At 62.5% G+C, this 13746-nt stretch carries 12 protein-coding genes; 8 read left to right on the forward strand and 4 right to left on the reverse strand.

Going from position 1 to position 13746, the window contains the following annotated elements; genetic code table 11:
• Positions 1-31: 31 nt before the first annotated feature.
• From IRI77_RS04595 to IRI77_RS04620, 6 genes are all read left to right on the forward strand, one after another.
• Positions 32-940 carry a hypothetical protein gene (locus IRI77_RS04595; RefSeq protein ID WP_194450902.1) on the forward strand — a complete coding sequence of 303 codons (909 nt, stop codon included), beginning with the start codon at positions 32-34 and terminating at the stop codon, positions 938-940.
• A 947-nt stretch (positions 941-1887) separates the two neighbouring features.
• On the forward strand, positions 1888-2787 hold the full coding sequence (locus tag IRI77_RS04600; RefSeq protein ID WP_194450903.1) for a M23 family metallopeptidase: 900 nt from the start codon (positions 1888-1890) through the stop codon (positions 2785-2787).
• A 41-nt stretch (positions 2788-2828) separates the two neighbouring features.
• Positions 2829-3896, forward strand: coding sequence for a DUF3500 domain-containing protein (locus tag IRI77_RS04605; protein WP_228486601.1), 1068 nt, complete (start codon positions 2829-2831; stop codon positions 3894-3896).
• A 41-nt stretch (positions 3897-3937) separates the two neighbouring features.
• Positions 3938-4990, forward strand: a complete 1053-nt coding sequence (locus IRI77_RS04610) for a PD40 domain-containing protein (RefSeq protein ID WP_194450904.1) — start codon at positions 3938-3940, stop codon at positions 4988-4990.
• 63 nt (positions 4991-5053) lie between these two features.
• Positions 5054-5683, forward strand: a complete 630-nt coding sequence (locus IRI77_RS04615) for an HAD-IA family hydrolase (RefSeq protein ID WP_194450905.1) — start codon at positions 5054-5056, stop codon at positions 5681-5683.
• 109 nt (positions 5684-5792) lie between these two features.
• Positions 5793-6479 (forward strand): hypothetical protein, encoded by a 687-nt coding sequence (locus IRI77_RS04620; RefSeq protein WP_194450906.1) that lies wholly within the window; start codon positions 5793-5795, stop codon positions 6477-6479.
• Here the strand turns inward: IRI77_RS04620 and IRI77_RS04625 are convergent.
• Both IRI77_RS04625 and IRI77_RS04630 read right to left on the reverse strand, forming a co-directional pair.
• Positions 6451-7260 carry a S24 family peptidase gene (locus tag IRI77_RS04625; RefSeq protein WP_194450907.1) on the reverse strand — a complete coding sequence of 270 codons (810 nt, stop codon included), beginning with the start codon at positions 7258-7260 and terminating at the stop codon, positions 6451-6453. The genes IRI77_RS04620 and IRI77_RS04625 overlap by 29 nt on opposite strands.
• A 20-nt stretch (positions 7261-7280) precedes the next feature.
• Entirely contained in the window at positions 7281-8339 is a 1059-nt protein-coding gene (locus IRI77_RS04630) for a VWA domain-containing protein (RefSeq protein ID WP_194450908.1), read from the reverse strand.
• Positions 8340-8599: 260 nt separating this feature from the next.
• Between IRI77_RS04630 and IRI77_RS04635 the strand changes: the two genes are divergently transcribed.
• Complete coding sequence (locus IRI77_RS04635; protein ID WP_194450909.1) at positions 8600-10960, forward strand: BACON domain-containing protein; 2361 nt, start codon at positions 8600-8602, stop codon at positions 10958-10960.
• A 72-nt stretch (positions 10961-11032) separates the two neighbouring features.
• Here the strand turns inward: IRI77_RS04635 and IRI77_RS04640 are convergent, their stop codons facing one another.
• Both IRI77_RS04640 and IRI77_RS04645 read right to left on the reverse strand, forming a co-directional pair.
• Positions 11033-12067: a sugar kinase gene (locus IRI77_RS04640; protein ID WP_194450910.1), complete on the reverse strand. Its 1035-nt coding sequence runs from the start codon at positions 12065-12067 to the stop codon at positions 11033-11035.
• Between the two features lie 27 nt (positions 12068-12094).
• Positions 12095-13150: a RidA family protein gene (locus IRI77_RS04645; protein ID WP_194450911.1), complete on the reverse strand. Its 1056-nt coding sequence runs from the start codon at positions 13148-13150 to the stop codon at positions 12095-12097.
• Positions 13151-13275: 125 nt separating this feature from the next.
• Between IRI77_RS04645 and IRI77_RS04650 the strand changes: the two genes are divergently transcribed.
• On the forward strand, positions 13276-13680 hold the full coding sequence (locus IRI77_RS04650) for a hypothetical protein (protein ID WP_194450912.1): 405 nt from the start codon (positions 13276-13278) through the stop codon (positions 13678-13680).
• Positions 13681-13746: the final 66 nt, after the last annotated feature.

The following is a 13746-nucleotide window of genomic DNA, read 5'->3' on the forward strand; positions in this document are numbered from 1 at the left end:
GTGCATTGTCTTGTGTGAAGGCAAGCACGTCATGAGCAGTGAAAACGCGACTAAGAATGTGACCGGTGACGGCGACGAAGAGTCAAAGGGCCGCAACTTCCCCTGGGCGACGGCTGCCTTGGGGGTAGGACTGGCGGCGAGCCTGGGCGTCGGAGCCTACCAGCACATGAATCTGGTGAATACGCGGATGCAGACCGCCGCGCTGGAGCGCGAGGTCGCAACGCTGCGCCAGACCCTGAATTCATCGGATTTGAACGTGACGCAGACGCTGGGCGCCCTGCGAGCCGAGTTGGACTCGACGCGCAAGGAAAGCGCCTCCAGTACCGAGCAGGCCAAGGAATCGGCCCGCCGCCAGGCTGAGGCGATCGCGGCCCGCGTGACCAACAAGCTGGCGCAGCGGCAGGACGAGCACCAGAAGGTGCTGACCGAGGAATTGGACCAGATCAAGTCGCGGACCGACCAGGCGACCGCCCGTTTGACGGACATTACCACCGAAGTGGGCTCCGTGCGGACGGATGTAGCCTCGACGCGCAGCGATCTGGATCGCACAGTGGCTGAGCTCCATCGCACGACCGGTGACATGGGCGTGATGAGCGGATTGATCGCCACGAACAGCAAAGAGCTCTCGGCGCTACGCGAACTGGGCGAGCGCGAGTACTTCGAGTTTACGTTGACGAAGACGTCGGCGCCCCAACGGGTAGGCGACATCCTGGTGCAGCTCAAGAAGGCTGATTTTAAGCGGAACCGCTTCACCATGGAGATCGTGGCCGACGACAAAAAGGTTGAAAAGAAAGACAAGAACATCAACGAGCCGGTTCAATTCTATGTGGTCTCGAAGGCACGCCAGCCCTACGAACTGGTGGTGAACGAGGTCAGGAAAGATCAGGTTATCGGCTATCTGGCCACCCCAAAAGTAAAGGTGGCGGGCCGGAAGCTGTAAGGGTGCATCGATGACGAGGCGATCAAAAGTGTGTCAGGTTTTGTCACTCACCCTGGCACTGGCTCCCGGGCTCGGCGCGGCCACCGCGCGGAGGGGATGGAGCCTGACGCCCGCCATCAAGGTGCGGGGCGCGCTATCGGAGGGCTGCCCGAGGTCCTATGCAATGGAACCCCGGGCAGCACGCGCCACGCGGCTATTGTCATCCAAACGAATTTTAACGACCTTCCCCGCAGCGAAGGATTTATCGAATCATCCGGTGCGAATCCGAGGCCGCATCGGGTGCGGAGTAACGGCACCCTCCTCCAGCCGTTTACTCCATGCTCCTTGGCATTCCCCGTCCTACTCCCCTCGTCTCGAGACGGCCGAAGACTTGACCGATCTTCGACCAAGCCGTGGCGGGGCGGACGGGGAAGCCATGGAGGTCGATAACTCCGCGATTGCAAACGATTGGAAGGTGGAACCGAACCGGGCGAATGCCTATTCACCCATTCAGTTCCTCAAGCCTTCCTTTCTTCCCTAGCCCGGCGATCCCCAATCGCCGTTCCGGCGGGCCGCGCCCACACGGCCCGCCGAATTTTTCCCCCCTCTGCCGGTGCCCCTTCCTTAGCCCGTTCCACGCCCTCCCATTTTGGATGAAGCTCTCCTAATTGACTCGCCCGCACACGGAGCCACTGTCTACTATGTGATTTGCTTCTAGTTCCTATCCTGTTTATTTACTGTAGCTTGCATGGAAAATAGGAAGTTGCGGCGAGTTGGATTGACACGCCGGACACGGCGCGCTGCCACATTTGAAACCTTGACAGCCCCGGCATTGGTTGTTAACGTAGGATTTGCGTTCGGGTGATGTATCCTGCCGAACGCGAAGGCGGGCCATTGCAGTTCGCTTTGGCTTTCAGATTGGAAAGGCAAATCGAACCGGACCGCTGCCCCGTTGTTGAACACAAGTCATGAATCAGCCCTACTTCATCGTAGTTCTGGCTCACTCCCTCCATGGGCGTCTCCGCCGTTTCCAAATTGACCAAAAGGTGATTTTTGCCGTCCTGGGCCTGGCCCTGTTGGGCGGCTTCACTTTGTTTGGGATGGTCTCGAGCTATCTGCGGATGGCGTGGAAGGTAGGCAACTACAACAGCCTGCGGGAAGAGACTGAGTTTCTGCGAGCCCGCTACCAGAAGTTGCTGACTGAAGCCAATCAGACCAACGAGCAGATGGCGCGGCTGCAGATGTTCGCTTCGGAAGTCTCCGTCGCCTACGGCCTGAACAAGCGGGTGGATGCGGCACCGGATACCGGCCTCTCTTCAGTGGGCCAGATGCCCCTGATGCCCACCCTGCGCGACACCCTGGAAGAGTACAACCGCCTCAAGACCGCCTCGCTGGGCACCGGCGGACGCATGACCAGCCGGCGCTGGCTCGTCAACACCACCCCCGGCCTCTGGCCTGTCATGGGCCGGCTGCTGAGCAGCTTTGGTACGCGTGAAGATCCGTTCTTCTCCCACCAGGCCTTCCATACCGGCGTCGACATCTCTTCGCCCCAAGGCACGCCCGTTCATGTGGCGGCTGATGGCATCGTGACGGAAGCTTCATGGGGCGGTGCCTACGGCAAGCTGATCGTGGTAGACCATGGCAACGGACTGCAGACCTACTACGCCCATCTGTCGCGCATCGACGTCATTCCGAACCAGGAAGTAAGGATGGGGCAGGTGATCGGCGGCACCGGCATGACCGGCCGTGCCACGGCACCGCATCTGCACTACGAAGTACGCCGCGGAGGCGCGCCGGTGAATCCGCACTACTATCTGGAAAAGTCCGCGCTGGCCACCTCGAACACGACGCGCGACTTCGGCTTCTAGTCTTCCTGCCCGCACCCGTCCGACTCGTGTAGAATCGTCCCATGCGTTTCTGGGCCGCGCTTCCCCTTTTCCTCGTGGCGTCCATGCTGTGGGCGCACGACGAACACGACCACGCCTTGCCGCGAATGGTCTCCACCGCAAAGAACTTCCTGGCTTCCCTCACCGCTGAACAGCGGGCCAGCGTGGTGTTTCCGTTTGAAGACGACGAGCGCTTCTTCTGGCACTACATCCCCAGCGCCGACATTCCCAAGCGCTACGACCGGCCCCGCAAAGGGCTGACCCTGTCGGAGATGACTTCGCACCAGAAGGCGCTGGCCTCGGCGCTGCTCAGCGCCGGCCTCAGCCAGCAGGGCTTCATCAAAACCACCACCATCATGAGCCTGGAAGACATCCTGCGCATCATGGAGAAGGACACCGCCGGCCGCCGCAATCCGGAGCGCTACCACTTCAGCATCTTCGGCGAACCTTCGGCCGAGGGCACCTGGGCCTATCGCATCGAAGGCCACCATGTGAGCCTGCATTTCACCGTCGTGAAGGGCAAGGCAACCGGCAATCCGACGTTCCTGGGTTCCAATCCGGGAGAAGTGAGGGAAGGACCCCGCGCCGGGCTGCGGGTGCTGGGTGCTGAAGAGGACAAGGGCAGGGCACTGATGACCGCCCTGACTCCGGAACAGCGCAAGGTCGCGCTGGTGGCCGAGAAGGCTTACGCCGACATCCTGACGGAACGAAGCCGAAAGGCGGCCCTGGCCGGACAGCCCAGCGGGCTGCTGGAGTCCAAGATGACGCCGGCGCAACGTAAGCTGTTGGCGGTATTGATCGATGAGTACATCGAGAACCTGCCCGGCGAACTGGCCGAGCAGCGCAGGCAGAGGGTGAAAGAGGCCGGGCTCAACGTCTACTTTGCGTGGGCGGGTGTGATTGAGAAGGGCGGTCCGCACTACTACCGCGTCCAGTCACCCACCTTCCTGATCGAATATGACAACACCCAAAACAACGCCAATCACATCCATAGTGTATGGCGGGATTTCGAGGACGATTTTGGCGTGGACCTGCTGAAGGAGCATTACACGTCGGCGCCGAAGGAGCACGGGCACGATCCGCACAAGTGAGCGGCGTGGATCCCCGTGTCCTGCCTGCTAAAATTCTGGATATGCAGCAGTCGCGGCGATCCTTTCTGGCCGGCGTGGCCGTCGCTTCGCAGGAATGGGTGCGCTATCAGGATCCGGCGACTGAGTTCGATGTCCGCCGCCTGACCAGTCCGGAGCATGAGAGCGCCCTTGCGCCCCTGCCGTCGCGCTGTGTCGACCGGCGCAGCCGCACGCTGCTGTTTTCGGCCATCTCCGGGGAGAAGTGGGCTCCGTTTGTCATCGAGTTGTCGAACGGCCAGATCAAGCCGCTGGCCGTGGCCGAGGACTACGCGCCAGAGACCCTGACGTTCTCGCCGGACGATCGGTCAGCCTTGTTCTTCGCTGGAGCCAAGCTGGTTTCGATCCAACTCACCAACCAGCACCGGTTGGAACTGGCTGAAATCCGGGACGGTTGGAAGCGCTCCGGTCCGGTTGCCGCCACTGAAGACGGTCAATCGCTGTTTTTTGTGGAGACGCAGGGCGGAAACTCCAACATCCGCCGCCTGCGGCAGCCCAAAGGGAGCCCCGAGACCGCGGTGGAGGTGCGAGGCACCGCCCAGAATGTGACGCCCAATCCGAAACGGGCTACGCTGCTGTGGCTGAATGAGGCGGGCGAGTTGTGGGTAGCGGGCTTTGACGGGGCGGGGCAGCGGCGGGTGGAGACTCCGGCCGGGCGCGTGCTGCAGGCGATGTGGTCGCCCGACGGGCAGTCGCTGCAGTACCTGCTGGAGCCAGCCGAATCGAACCAACTGAATGCCATCCGCGAACAGGTCCTGGACGCCCGCACGGACACGCTGATTGCCAAGACCAGCCAGTTTGTGGCTTTCTCGCGCAATGCCAATTCCAGCGTCTTTGTGGGCGCCAGCCGCAGCAAGGCATCTCCCAATATTTTGTTGCTGTTGAGGGCGACAAGGCGAGAGTTTACTTTATGTGAGCACAAGGCCAAGGACCCGGGCCTCGCGGAGCCCTTCTTCAGCGCCAACAGCCAGCGGATCTTCTTTCAGAGCGACCGTCACGGGAAGATGGCGATCTACATGATGAACGTCGAAAAGCTGATTGAGAAGACCGATTCCTAGGCCGCCCGCCCAAGCCTGCGATAATGGGAGTTGAGCCCCGGATCAGGGGCCCATTCCTTTCACATGACCTACGACTGCGACGCAATACTCTTTGATCTTGACGGCACCCTTGTCGATTCCCATGAGGTAGTGGTGCGCTATTGGCAGCGGTTCGCTGATCAGCACGGCATCGACGTGAACAGGATCCTGGCTGTCTCCCACGGACGCCGCACCGCCGAGACAATCCACATGTTTGTACCTGGGATTGACGCCACGGCGGCCGCGCTGGAGTTCAATCGTGCGGAAGAGCTCGACACGGACGGCGTGGTGCCGATTGCGGCCGCTGCCGCCCTGCTGGCGGGGTTGCCGCGGGAGCGGTGGACCATCGTCACCTCCTGCCCCCGCAAGTTGGCGGAGGTCCGGCTGCAGGCAGCGGGCCTGCCTGTGCCCGCCGGCATGGTGACCTCGGAAGAGGTGGTGAATGGCAAGCCTGATCCCTACTGCTTCCTATTGGGCGCCGAACGCCTGGGGATTCGTCCCGAACGCTGCCTGGTCTTCGAGGACGCGCCGGCGGGTGTGCAGGCGGGCCGCGCGGCCGGCATGCAGGTGATCCAGGTGGGGGTGGATATCCAGGACTACAGCGGATTGAGCATCAGCATGCCCGGCGGGGGTGATTTCAAGCTGGGTGTCTCGTACGGCCCGGCTGGATTGTAAACCCGGAGACGGACAAGGTCCCTTGTTTCTGTGGCTTAATAAATTAAACTTAACTTTCTAATTGAGATTGTAAGACAATCGGCATACACTCCGAAACCAAGGAGTGCAAATGGTCGCTAACTTATTGCGTTGCGGCGTGTTCATCCTTTTGGCCATGGCGTTTACGCCTGTTGCCACCGCAGGAGGACCATTGGATCCGGCCCCGGGTCCGTGGAGTTTAGCCAGGGAGCAGGGTTGCGCCAACGGCAACATCGCAGACTGCTACCTGTGGGTGTTGGATCCCCCGTACATCCAGTCGATCACGGTCGACCTCCTGTACGATCCAACAAAAATGACGATCATCGATACGGGCTTCCTGTGTGACTTTGCCAAGCCCGGCACCGGTTCCTGTCCCACAACCCTGCCGGGGACGACGGGCGACGGTACGTCGACGATTCTCGGCGACCCGATTGACGGCTCGTTTGTCTCGCTGGTGATGGGGCCGGGGTCCCTCTCCCTGACGTACACTCCGCCGCCCAATGCGGTGCAACCGGGACCGGACCGCAACTTCTTCGGGATCATGTTCACCAGCCCGTATCAGAATGTGCGGTTCGAGATGACGCCTGGAGTCTACGACTTCTTCCAAGCATCGACCAGTTGCACGGTTGCCGATCCGCTGGGCACCTGCGGCAGCGACTCTCCGATCTACGGCGCGACCTTCCTCACACCGGAGCCGCAAAGCTGGGTCCTGACTTCGGCCGGATTGCTGCTGCTGCTGGGCCTCACGCTCAGGCGACGGGGTCTTCCAGCACGCTGACAAATTGGGCGATGGTGACCCAGCGGTCCTCTTCCCGCAGTTCCCAACTGGAGAATTCGGGATTGCCGGGCTGCATGCGGATGCTTGCATGGCTCCAGCCTTCGGCCGTCACCTGCTTGGTGCTGTCATAGCGCTTCAGCGTGAATTCGCCGCCTTCGTCCATGGTGGCGATGCGCTGCACGATGAAGATGCCGCCCCTGCGCGAGCCGCCGTAGTAAGAGCGGAAGACGCAGATGGAGCCATCCGGGATCTCTGGCTCCATTGAGCGGCCGTGAATCCGCACGAGGAAGAAGTCTTCGGACAGCCCGCGGCGGCCGGGTACATCGGCCTCGATCCATTCCTTGGCGCCGGCGGCCCGGTCCTGTCCCAGACCGCCGGCGGCGAGGTCGATGGGGATCAGCGGCAGGTGCGTCTGGAAGCGATGCACGGTGGAGCGGACATAGCGCCGGTAAAGCGCTTGCGCGGTCCGTTCCAGGTCGATGCAGAGAGCCTGGGCCGGCGGCTCCACGCTGAGAGTATTCGAAAGATTTCCGTCGATCCAGTGCAGGAACGCTTCCGTGCCCATCTCCTGCTGCTTGAGCGGCAGATCCTCCGCCAGAGACTGCAGAACCTCGGCTTCGCCGTTCGCAAATTCGTCCCAATCGCGGCGGAAACGCATCGCGCAGGCTCCGGTTTGGGGATCGGTGACGACGACACCGCAATTCTCACCCAAAGCCTGGAACACGCGATATTGCGCGGTGTGGGTCTCCAGGGGAGCGGAGATGTCGGATGGCAGCGACATGGAATCGTTCTTATCGGCTGTTAGGGGGCAAAAGGATAATAACCTTCTCGCGCCCTGACCTTTACGTTGGCCAGATTCACCCTGACCTCGATCTTACGGAATTTCTTGGCCACGTCGGTATTGTCCGGCGTATACCTCATGATGTACTGGGTGGTAATTTCGCCGGCCGTGGCGGAGATGGCATTCACGATGCCGCGCATGATGGCGGCGGCGTACCCGCCGGTCCCCACTTTATAGGCGAAGTTGCCTTCGTCGGAGGGCGTGGAGAGGTAGCCGGAGACGTCGGAGTAGAGGTTTTCGAGCGGATAAACCACGCGCCCGCCGGAGGATTCACAGAGCCGCTTCAGGTTCGGTTCGCCGTCATTGCGGAAGCCGAAAGCGACGGTGGACACGCCGTAGATCGTCACCAGGTTGCGCTGGGCGATTTCGACCACTTCTTCCAAAGTCTTCTTGCTGTTGTTGTCGTGCCCGTCGCCGACGATGACGATGACGCGCCGGGGTTCGATGGGCTCACCCTTGACGAGGGTGCGGCTGGTGCACGACTGGTAGACGGCATCGAACAGGGCCGCGCCGCCGCCCGGCTTCGTTTTGCGGAAACGGTCGAGGATCTTTTCCGGATCGCCGGTGGTGTTCATCAGCAGTTCGGCTTCGGTCGAGTAGCCGATCAGGTAGCCCGAGAAACGTGGATCCGGCTTGCCATCCGGCTCCATCGTGGCCAGCACGAGATCCTGGATGGCTTCCTTGAACTTGTCCCAGTGCAGGCGGTTGGAATTGGACAGGTCGACGAGAAATCCGATGACGACGGGCTGATTGCGCTCCCTGGTGAAGTAAGTGATCTTCTGAACCTTGCCTTCGTCCCGGAGTTCGAAGTCCTTCAGGTCGAGATCGCGCACGAAGCGGCCTTTGTCGTCGGTCACGGTGACCGGCACAATGACCTCGCTGACGGCGGTTTTGAAGGCTTCGGCCGAACTGACGGCCGGCTGCTGCGCCAGATTCGGCGCCGGCTGCTGGGCCGTGGCGGCGGCGGAAGAGAGCGCGAGTGCGGTGCTCCCCAGAATGACTTGCCTGCGTGAGTACATGAGTGATTCTGACCTTGATTATAAGGGGACGCGGCATTCCGTTGCGGCGTTTCTTTCCGGAGGCGCCTGCGCGCGCTGTTCGCGCTGCCTGAAAGGGAGGCTGAAACCTGCCGAAAAACGGGGGTGTAGCCCGGCTTGCGGCTGGATGGGTAGCTACCCCCTTTGCGGTGTACCATGTCCTGAACCTATGATGATGACTATGCGGGCGGGCCGACGGTTTGTATGACGCGGCCTGGTCAGGCACACGGAGACTGAAAGTCATGAAACTCGCAACTGTCCTGCTGCTCAGTGGTTGCCTCTCGCTGGCCCACGCGCAGAACCCCTATCTTTTCTTCTCGCCGCAATCGGCGAACCTGAACGCGGACGCCGGGGCCGGCGGGAAGGTGAACACTTCCGTCCGGATGATCAACACCGGGCCCGGGTTCAATTTTTCCGTGCAGGGCAATCAGGGGTGGCTGGAGGTCTTCCCTACCAGCGGAGCAGTGGCGGCGGGCGGCACCTTCGACATCCAGGTGACCTGCAATCCTTTCCAGATGCAGACCGGCACTTATTCAGGCAAGGTCACGATCACGCCCACCGCCAATACCGGCCAGTTGCCGACCACGTTCGACGTCTTCTTCAACGTGAAGGGCATCGCCTTCCTGCTGAATCCGGCCAGCCTCGACCTCACGCTGGGGCCGGAGTCGTCCACGACCTCGAGTTTCAATATCGCGAACTCGGATGGGACCGTGCGCGAGGTTCAAATCACACCCTACACTTCGGACGGCGCGAACTGGCTTTCCGTCACCAACGCCTCGCCCATCCTCTCGCCCATCACCGTGGGCATCCGTGTGAACTCTTCGGGGTTCGATATCGGCACGGTGCTGACGGGTGAATTGCGGATCACGGCTCCTTCGCTCTCGGGCGTCACCGGCGTGGTGCCGGTGAAGGTGACGGTGGTGGACCAGCCGCCGGGCTTCACGGTGGTGCCCTCGCAGTTGACGTTCTACGCCTTTGGCACGGTGGCCGCGCCGCCGCAGCCGGTGCAGGTTGTCGCCAATGGCGGACGCCTGGCCTACTTTGACGTCACGGAAGTGGTGCCGACGCCGGAATTGACTGTATCCATCAATCGCGGCCTGACGCCTTCGACTTTCGCTGTCCAGATGGACACGCTGGCCGCGGTCCAGTTGCCGCGCGATGACAGTCTTCTGATCACGCCCACCGACACGACTCCGGTGGTGCAACTGCCCGTCCGCACGCAGTTGGAGCCCAACCGGGTCTACTCGCTGCCGCAGGTGGCAGATGGCGGCGATTTCAAGACGTCCATCACGTTGGTGAACAACGACACCACGCCGGCCTATGTGACGGTGAAGTTCTACAAGTCGGAGCCGACCACGCATGCCACGGTGGCCTGGAATCCGCCCATCGAGAACGGCGACAAGGTGGAGAATGTGGTCATTCCTCCGAATGCGAGCTGGTCCGTGCAGACGGCCGGCACGGATGCGGCGACCTCCTCCGGCTGGGCGGAAGTGGTTTGCAAAGAAAAGATCAGCGGCGTGGCGGTCTACCGCCAATCGCGGCCCGACGGCCGGTTCCAGGAGGCGGCGGTCCCGCTGAACTCCACGCTGATGCAGCGCAGCCTGCTGCCGTTCGACAACGCCAACGGGTTCGTTTCGGCCATGGCGATCGCCAATGTGAGCCAGACGGAAGTGGCCAAGGTGCGCGTGGCGTTCCGCGACGAACTGGGCCGCATCATCAAAGTCGACCGGTTGCCCGACATTCCGGCGCGCGGTCACTACGCCTTCACTCTCCCGTCCCAGTGGCCCTACCTGGGCGACAAGCGCGGCACGGCCGACTTCTGGATCACCACGGGCCAGATCTCGATTCTGGGCCTGCGCTTCAATCCGACGGGCGCGTTCACCTCGTTCGAAGCCCAGACGTTCAACCGCTACACGCGCGGCAAGCGGTCCCTGCCGCAGATCGCCGATGGCGGTGATGCCTCCACCTCGTTCCGCACCAGCATCACGCTGGTGAACAACGACGCGACCCAGGCGAACGTGAACCTGCGCTTCTGGCGCGACACGGGCAATAATACGGCCGCCGCCTGGCCGCTGCAGTTCCTGAACGGCGTGGATCCCACCAACGTGACGATCGCGCCGGGTGCTTCCGTCACCCTCGAAACCGCGGGCAGCAGCCCGTCCGTGCAGAGCGGCTGGGCCGAGATCCTCAGCGGCCAGTGGGTGACCGGGTTCGCCGTCTTCAAGCAGATTGTGCCCGGCCGTCCCGATCAGGAGGCGGCGGTGCCGATCAATGTGGCCACGCCAGGGCGGACTATCATGCCGTTCGACAACACCGGCGGCTTCACCACCACGGTGGCCGTGGCGAACATGAGCGCGGACGTGGCTTCGATCGTGAACTTCACGTTCCGCGACCTGCAGGGCCAGCGCATCGTCCAGGTGCAATTGCCCGAGATTCCTCCCAATGGCCATGCCGCCTTCCGGCTGGTCGATCTGAACGGGATCGTGGACGGCAAGAAGGGCAGTTTGGAGATCTCGTCGCTGGCCGGTGAGATGACGGTGATCGGGCTGCGCTTTGCAAGCAGCGGCGCCTACACCAGCTTCAAAGCCACCGCGCTGCAGTAACTGTAAAGAGAAAGGGCCACCCGGAACGAATCGCGTTCCGGGTGGCCCTTTTTGCGTTTGGGCAGGGTGCGCTTAGCGCTGCACGCGGCCGCTGCCGCCTTCCTTGATCAAGGCCTCCACCTCGGCCTTGGTGAAGCGGTTGAAGTCGCCCGGCACGGAGTGCTTGAGGCACGAAGCGGCGACGGCGAACTCCAGTGCGTCCTGATGCGTGGGCAGATTGATCAGGCCGTAGACGAGGCCGCCGGCAAAGGCGTCACCGCCTCCAACGCGATCGACAATGTGCGTGATGTCATAGCGGCGGCTCACCAGGAACTGCTCGCGGTTGTGCAGGCAGGCCGACCAGCCGTTGTGCGACGCGCTGAAGCTCTCGCGCAGCGTGATGGCGATGGCCTTGAGGTTCGGATAGGTGTCGAGCACCTTCTTCGCCAGCGCCTCGTACTGAGCCTGGTCGAGCTTGCCGGAGTGCACGTCGACGTCGATCTTGATGCCGAGCGCCTTCTGGCAGTCTTCCTCGTTGGCGATGGCGTAATCGACATACTTGACCAGTTCCGACATCACTTCCTGCGTCGATTTGCCGTACTTCCAGAGGTTCTTGCGGTAGTTGAGGTCGCAGGAGACGGTGACGCCCAGCGCCTGGGCGGCCTTGGCGGCTTCGATGGAAAGATCGGCGGCGGACTGCGTCAGGGCCGGGGTGATGCCCGTGATGTGGAACCAGCCGGCGTCGGCGAAGATCGCGTTCCAGTTGAGATCGCCCGGCTTGGCGAGCGCGATGGAGCTGTTGGCGCGGTCGTAGACGACCTTGGAGGGCCGCTGGTTGGCGCCCGGCTCGACAAAGTAGATGCCGAAGCGGCCGGCGGCGCGCCGGATGAAGCTGGTGTCGACGCCGAAGCCGCGCATCTGGTAGACAAAGGCTTCAGTGATCGGGTTGTCCGGCAGCACGGTGACGAAGCGCGCGGGCTGGCCGTAGTTGGCGACAGACACCGCCACATTGGCTTCGCCGCCGCCGTACGTGGCGACCAGCAGGGGCGACATCATCAGGCGCTCATAACCGGGAGGCGCCAGCCGCAGCATGATTTCGCCAAACGTGACAACTGGTTTTTGTGACATGAAGGAAGACCTCGTGGACTGTATGAATCAGGGAGTGGGCGAACCCAGGGTGATCGCTTCCAGGCCGAAGCTGGCGTCCATCGACGGCAGCCCTTCGTACGGCAGCGACGTGCCGGACGGCAGGTGGTCGCGATCAAGAAATTCGAGGCGGACGCGGGCCACCAGGTCGGCCAGTTGGGGCGAGAGCGGGTAGGCGTTGAGCGACACGGTCCGCTTCAAGGACCCGCCCAGCGACTGCAGCGTCTTCTCCAGCCGCTGGAAGGCGAGGCGCGCGTCGGCTTCCTGGTAGCGGAACGCCAGTTGGGCTCCGCTGAAGATGAGGCGGGGCGATGAAACGGCGACAGCGCCTTCCTGGAAGCGGGCGCCTCCATCCGGGGGTTGCGCCAGCCGGGCTACCCCTTCGCAGGCGGCCACAGGCTGGCTGACTGAGCGCTGGGCCTGGTAGAACACGAGCTGTGCCCGGGGAAACAGCGTGGTGGCGGCTGTGCGCGCCGCCGTCACCTCTTCCAGGGTCGGTGCGGCGCAGGCCAGCATTTGTACCTCGCTGTTGCCGGCGCGGGACCTCAACTGTTCCATCGACTGCTGCAGGGACGGCTGTTGGGCGGCGAGGAAAAGGACACCGCCGGGATTCACCGTCTTGCGGTCCTGCACCGTGGCGACCAGTTGGAGTTGGGCCGCTTCCAGCGGGAGACCGCCCACCTGGACCACCGTGACCACCGGCAGGGCGATCTTCTTTTCAGTGAACATCTCGCTGACCAGCGAGGGGATGCGGCGCAAATCGCCGGTACCGGCGACATAGGCGCGAATCCGTACAAACTGGGAGCCCTTGCTGTTCTGCATCAGCCACTTGAGCGCGTCGCGCGTCTGCTGCGACAGCAGGCCCTTGGCAGACAGGGGGGCGATGAGGAAGGACAACTTCGCGGTATCCGCGGCGACGGCCGACGGGGGATCGGGCGCCACCGCCAGGGTCTGCGTGAAGTCCTCATCCTTCTTGTTCTTCTTCTTCCCTTGGGAGAAGGCCTGGGACTGCAGCAAGGCCCCCAGGCAAGCCAGTACCACAGCCGCTCGAAGCATGCGAGTCATGGCAGTGAACTTGTATCGTATCAGACCGGGACGCGTGCCCGGCCCCATTTCGGGCGGGGCTTGACTTCAAATCGGATATCTCTATCCTCAAAGACGGATTGATCCGCGGTAGAAAGGAAACCGCTGTGAATAAGTTTCTCTTGATCGTGGTGATTCTGGCCGGGTTTGTCATCCTGTTCGGGGTCGGCCAGGCTTGGAAGCTGAAGCCCGAAACTGCCGAGAACCATATGTTGCACAAGGGCGAAGTGGCGGTGCTGACCAACACCACCGGGCAGGCGATCTGGCTGGCGCAGTCGCGGGAAGATACGCGCATCCTGCAGAGTGCGATGGGCAAACAGGATCGGACGGCGCTGGAAAAGGCCGAAGCCGAGCAGACCGCCCTGCCGATGACGACGGGCACCCAGGTGCGCGTAAAGGTGGACGACGGCAGCCGCTACCAGGTGGAGATCCTCGACGGGCCGGAGGCGGGCCGCCTGGGTTGGGTGGAATTTGAGTATCTGCGGCCCATCCGGCCGTCCGAAACTCACTAGCAGGATGGCGGTTGCACGTTCCTGCCGGTGCGGGCGCCGATTCCTGCAGCAAGGCACTTCGCGCAA

This window comes from Paludibaculum fermentans (assembly GCF_015277775.1).
In the GTDB taxonomy this organism is placed as follows: domain Bacteria; phylum Acidobacteriota; class Terriglobia; order Bryobacterales; family Bryobacteraceae; genus Paludibaculum; species Paludibaculum fermentans.

Excerpts from the sequence above, each read along its gene's own strand:
- IRI77_RS04595 (WP_194450902.1), top strand. The coding sequence starts at position 32 with ATGAGCAGTGAAAACGCGACTAAGAATGTGACCGGTGACGGCGACGAA.
- IRI77_RS04600 (WP_194450903.1), top strand. The coding sequence starts at position 1,888 with ATGAATCAGCCCTACTTCATCGTAGTTCTGGCTCACTCCCTCCATGGG.
- IRI77_RS04605 (WP_228486601.1), top strand. The coding sequence starts at position 2,829 with ATGCGTTTCTGGGCCGCGCTTCCCCTTTTCCTCGTGGCGTCCATGCTG.
- IRI77_RS04610 (WP_194450904.1), top strand. The coding sequence starts at position 3,938 with ATGCAGCAGTCGCGGCGATCCTTTCTGGCCGGCGTGGCCGTCGCTTCG.
- IRI77_RS04615 (WP_194450905.1), top strand. The coding sequence starts at position 5,054 with ATGACCTACGACTGCGACGCAATACTCTTTGATCTTGACGGCACCCTT.
- IRI77_RS04620 (WP_194450906.1), top strand. The coding sequence starts at position 5,793 with ATGGTCGCTAACTTATTGCGTTGCGGCGTGTTCATCCTTTTGGCCATG.
- IRI77_RS04625 (WP_194450907.1), bottom strand. The coding sequence starts at position 7,260 with ATGTCGCTGCCATCCGACATCTCCGCTCCCCTGGAGACCCACACCGCG.
- IRI77_RS04630 (WP_194450908.1), bottom strand. The coding sequence starts at position 8,339 with ATGTACTCACGCAGGCAAGTCATTCTGGGGAGCACCGCACTCGCGCTC.
- IRI77_RS04635 (WP_194450909.1), top strand. The coding sequence starts at position 8,600 with ATGAAACTCGCAACTGTCCTGCTGCTCAGTGGTTGCCTCTCGCTGGCC.
- IRI77_RS04640 (WP_194450910.1), bottom strand. The coding sequence starts at position 12,067 with ATGTCACAAAAACCAGTTGTCACGTTTGGCGAAATCATGCTGCGGCTG.
- IRI77_RS04645 (WP_194450911.1), bottom strand. The coding sequence starts at position 13,150 with ATGACTCGCATGCTTCGAGCGGCTGTGGTACTGGCTTGCCTGGGGGCC.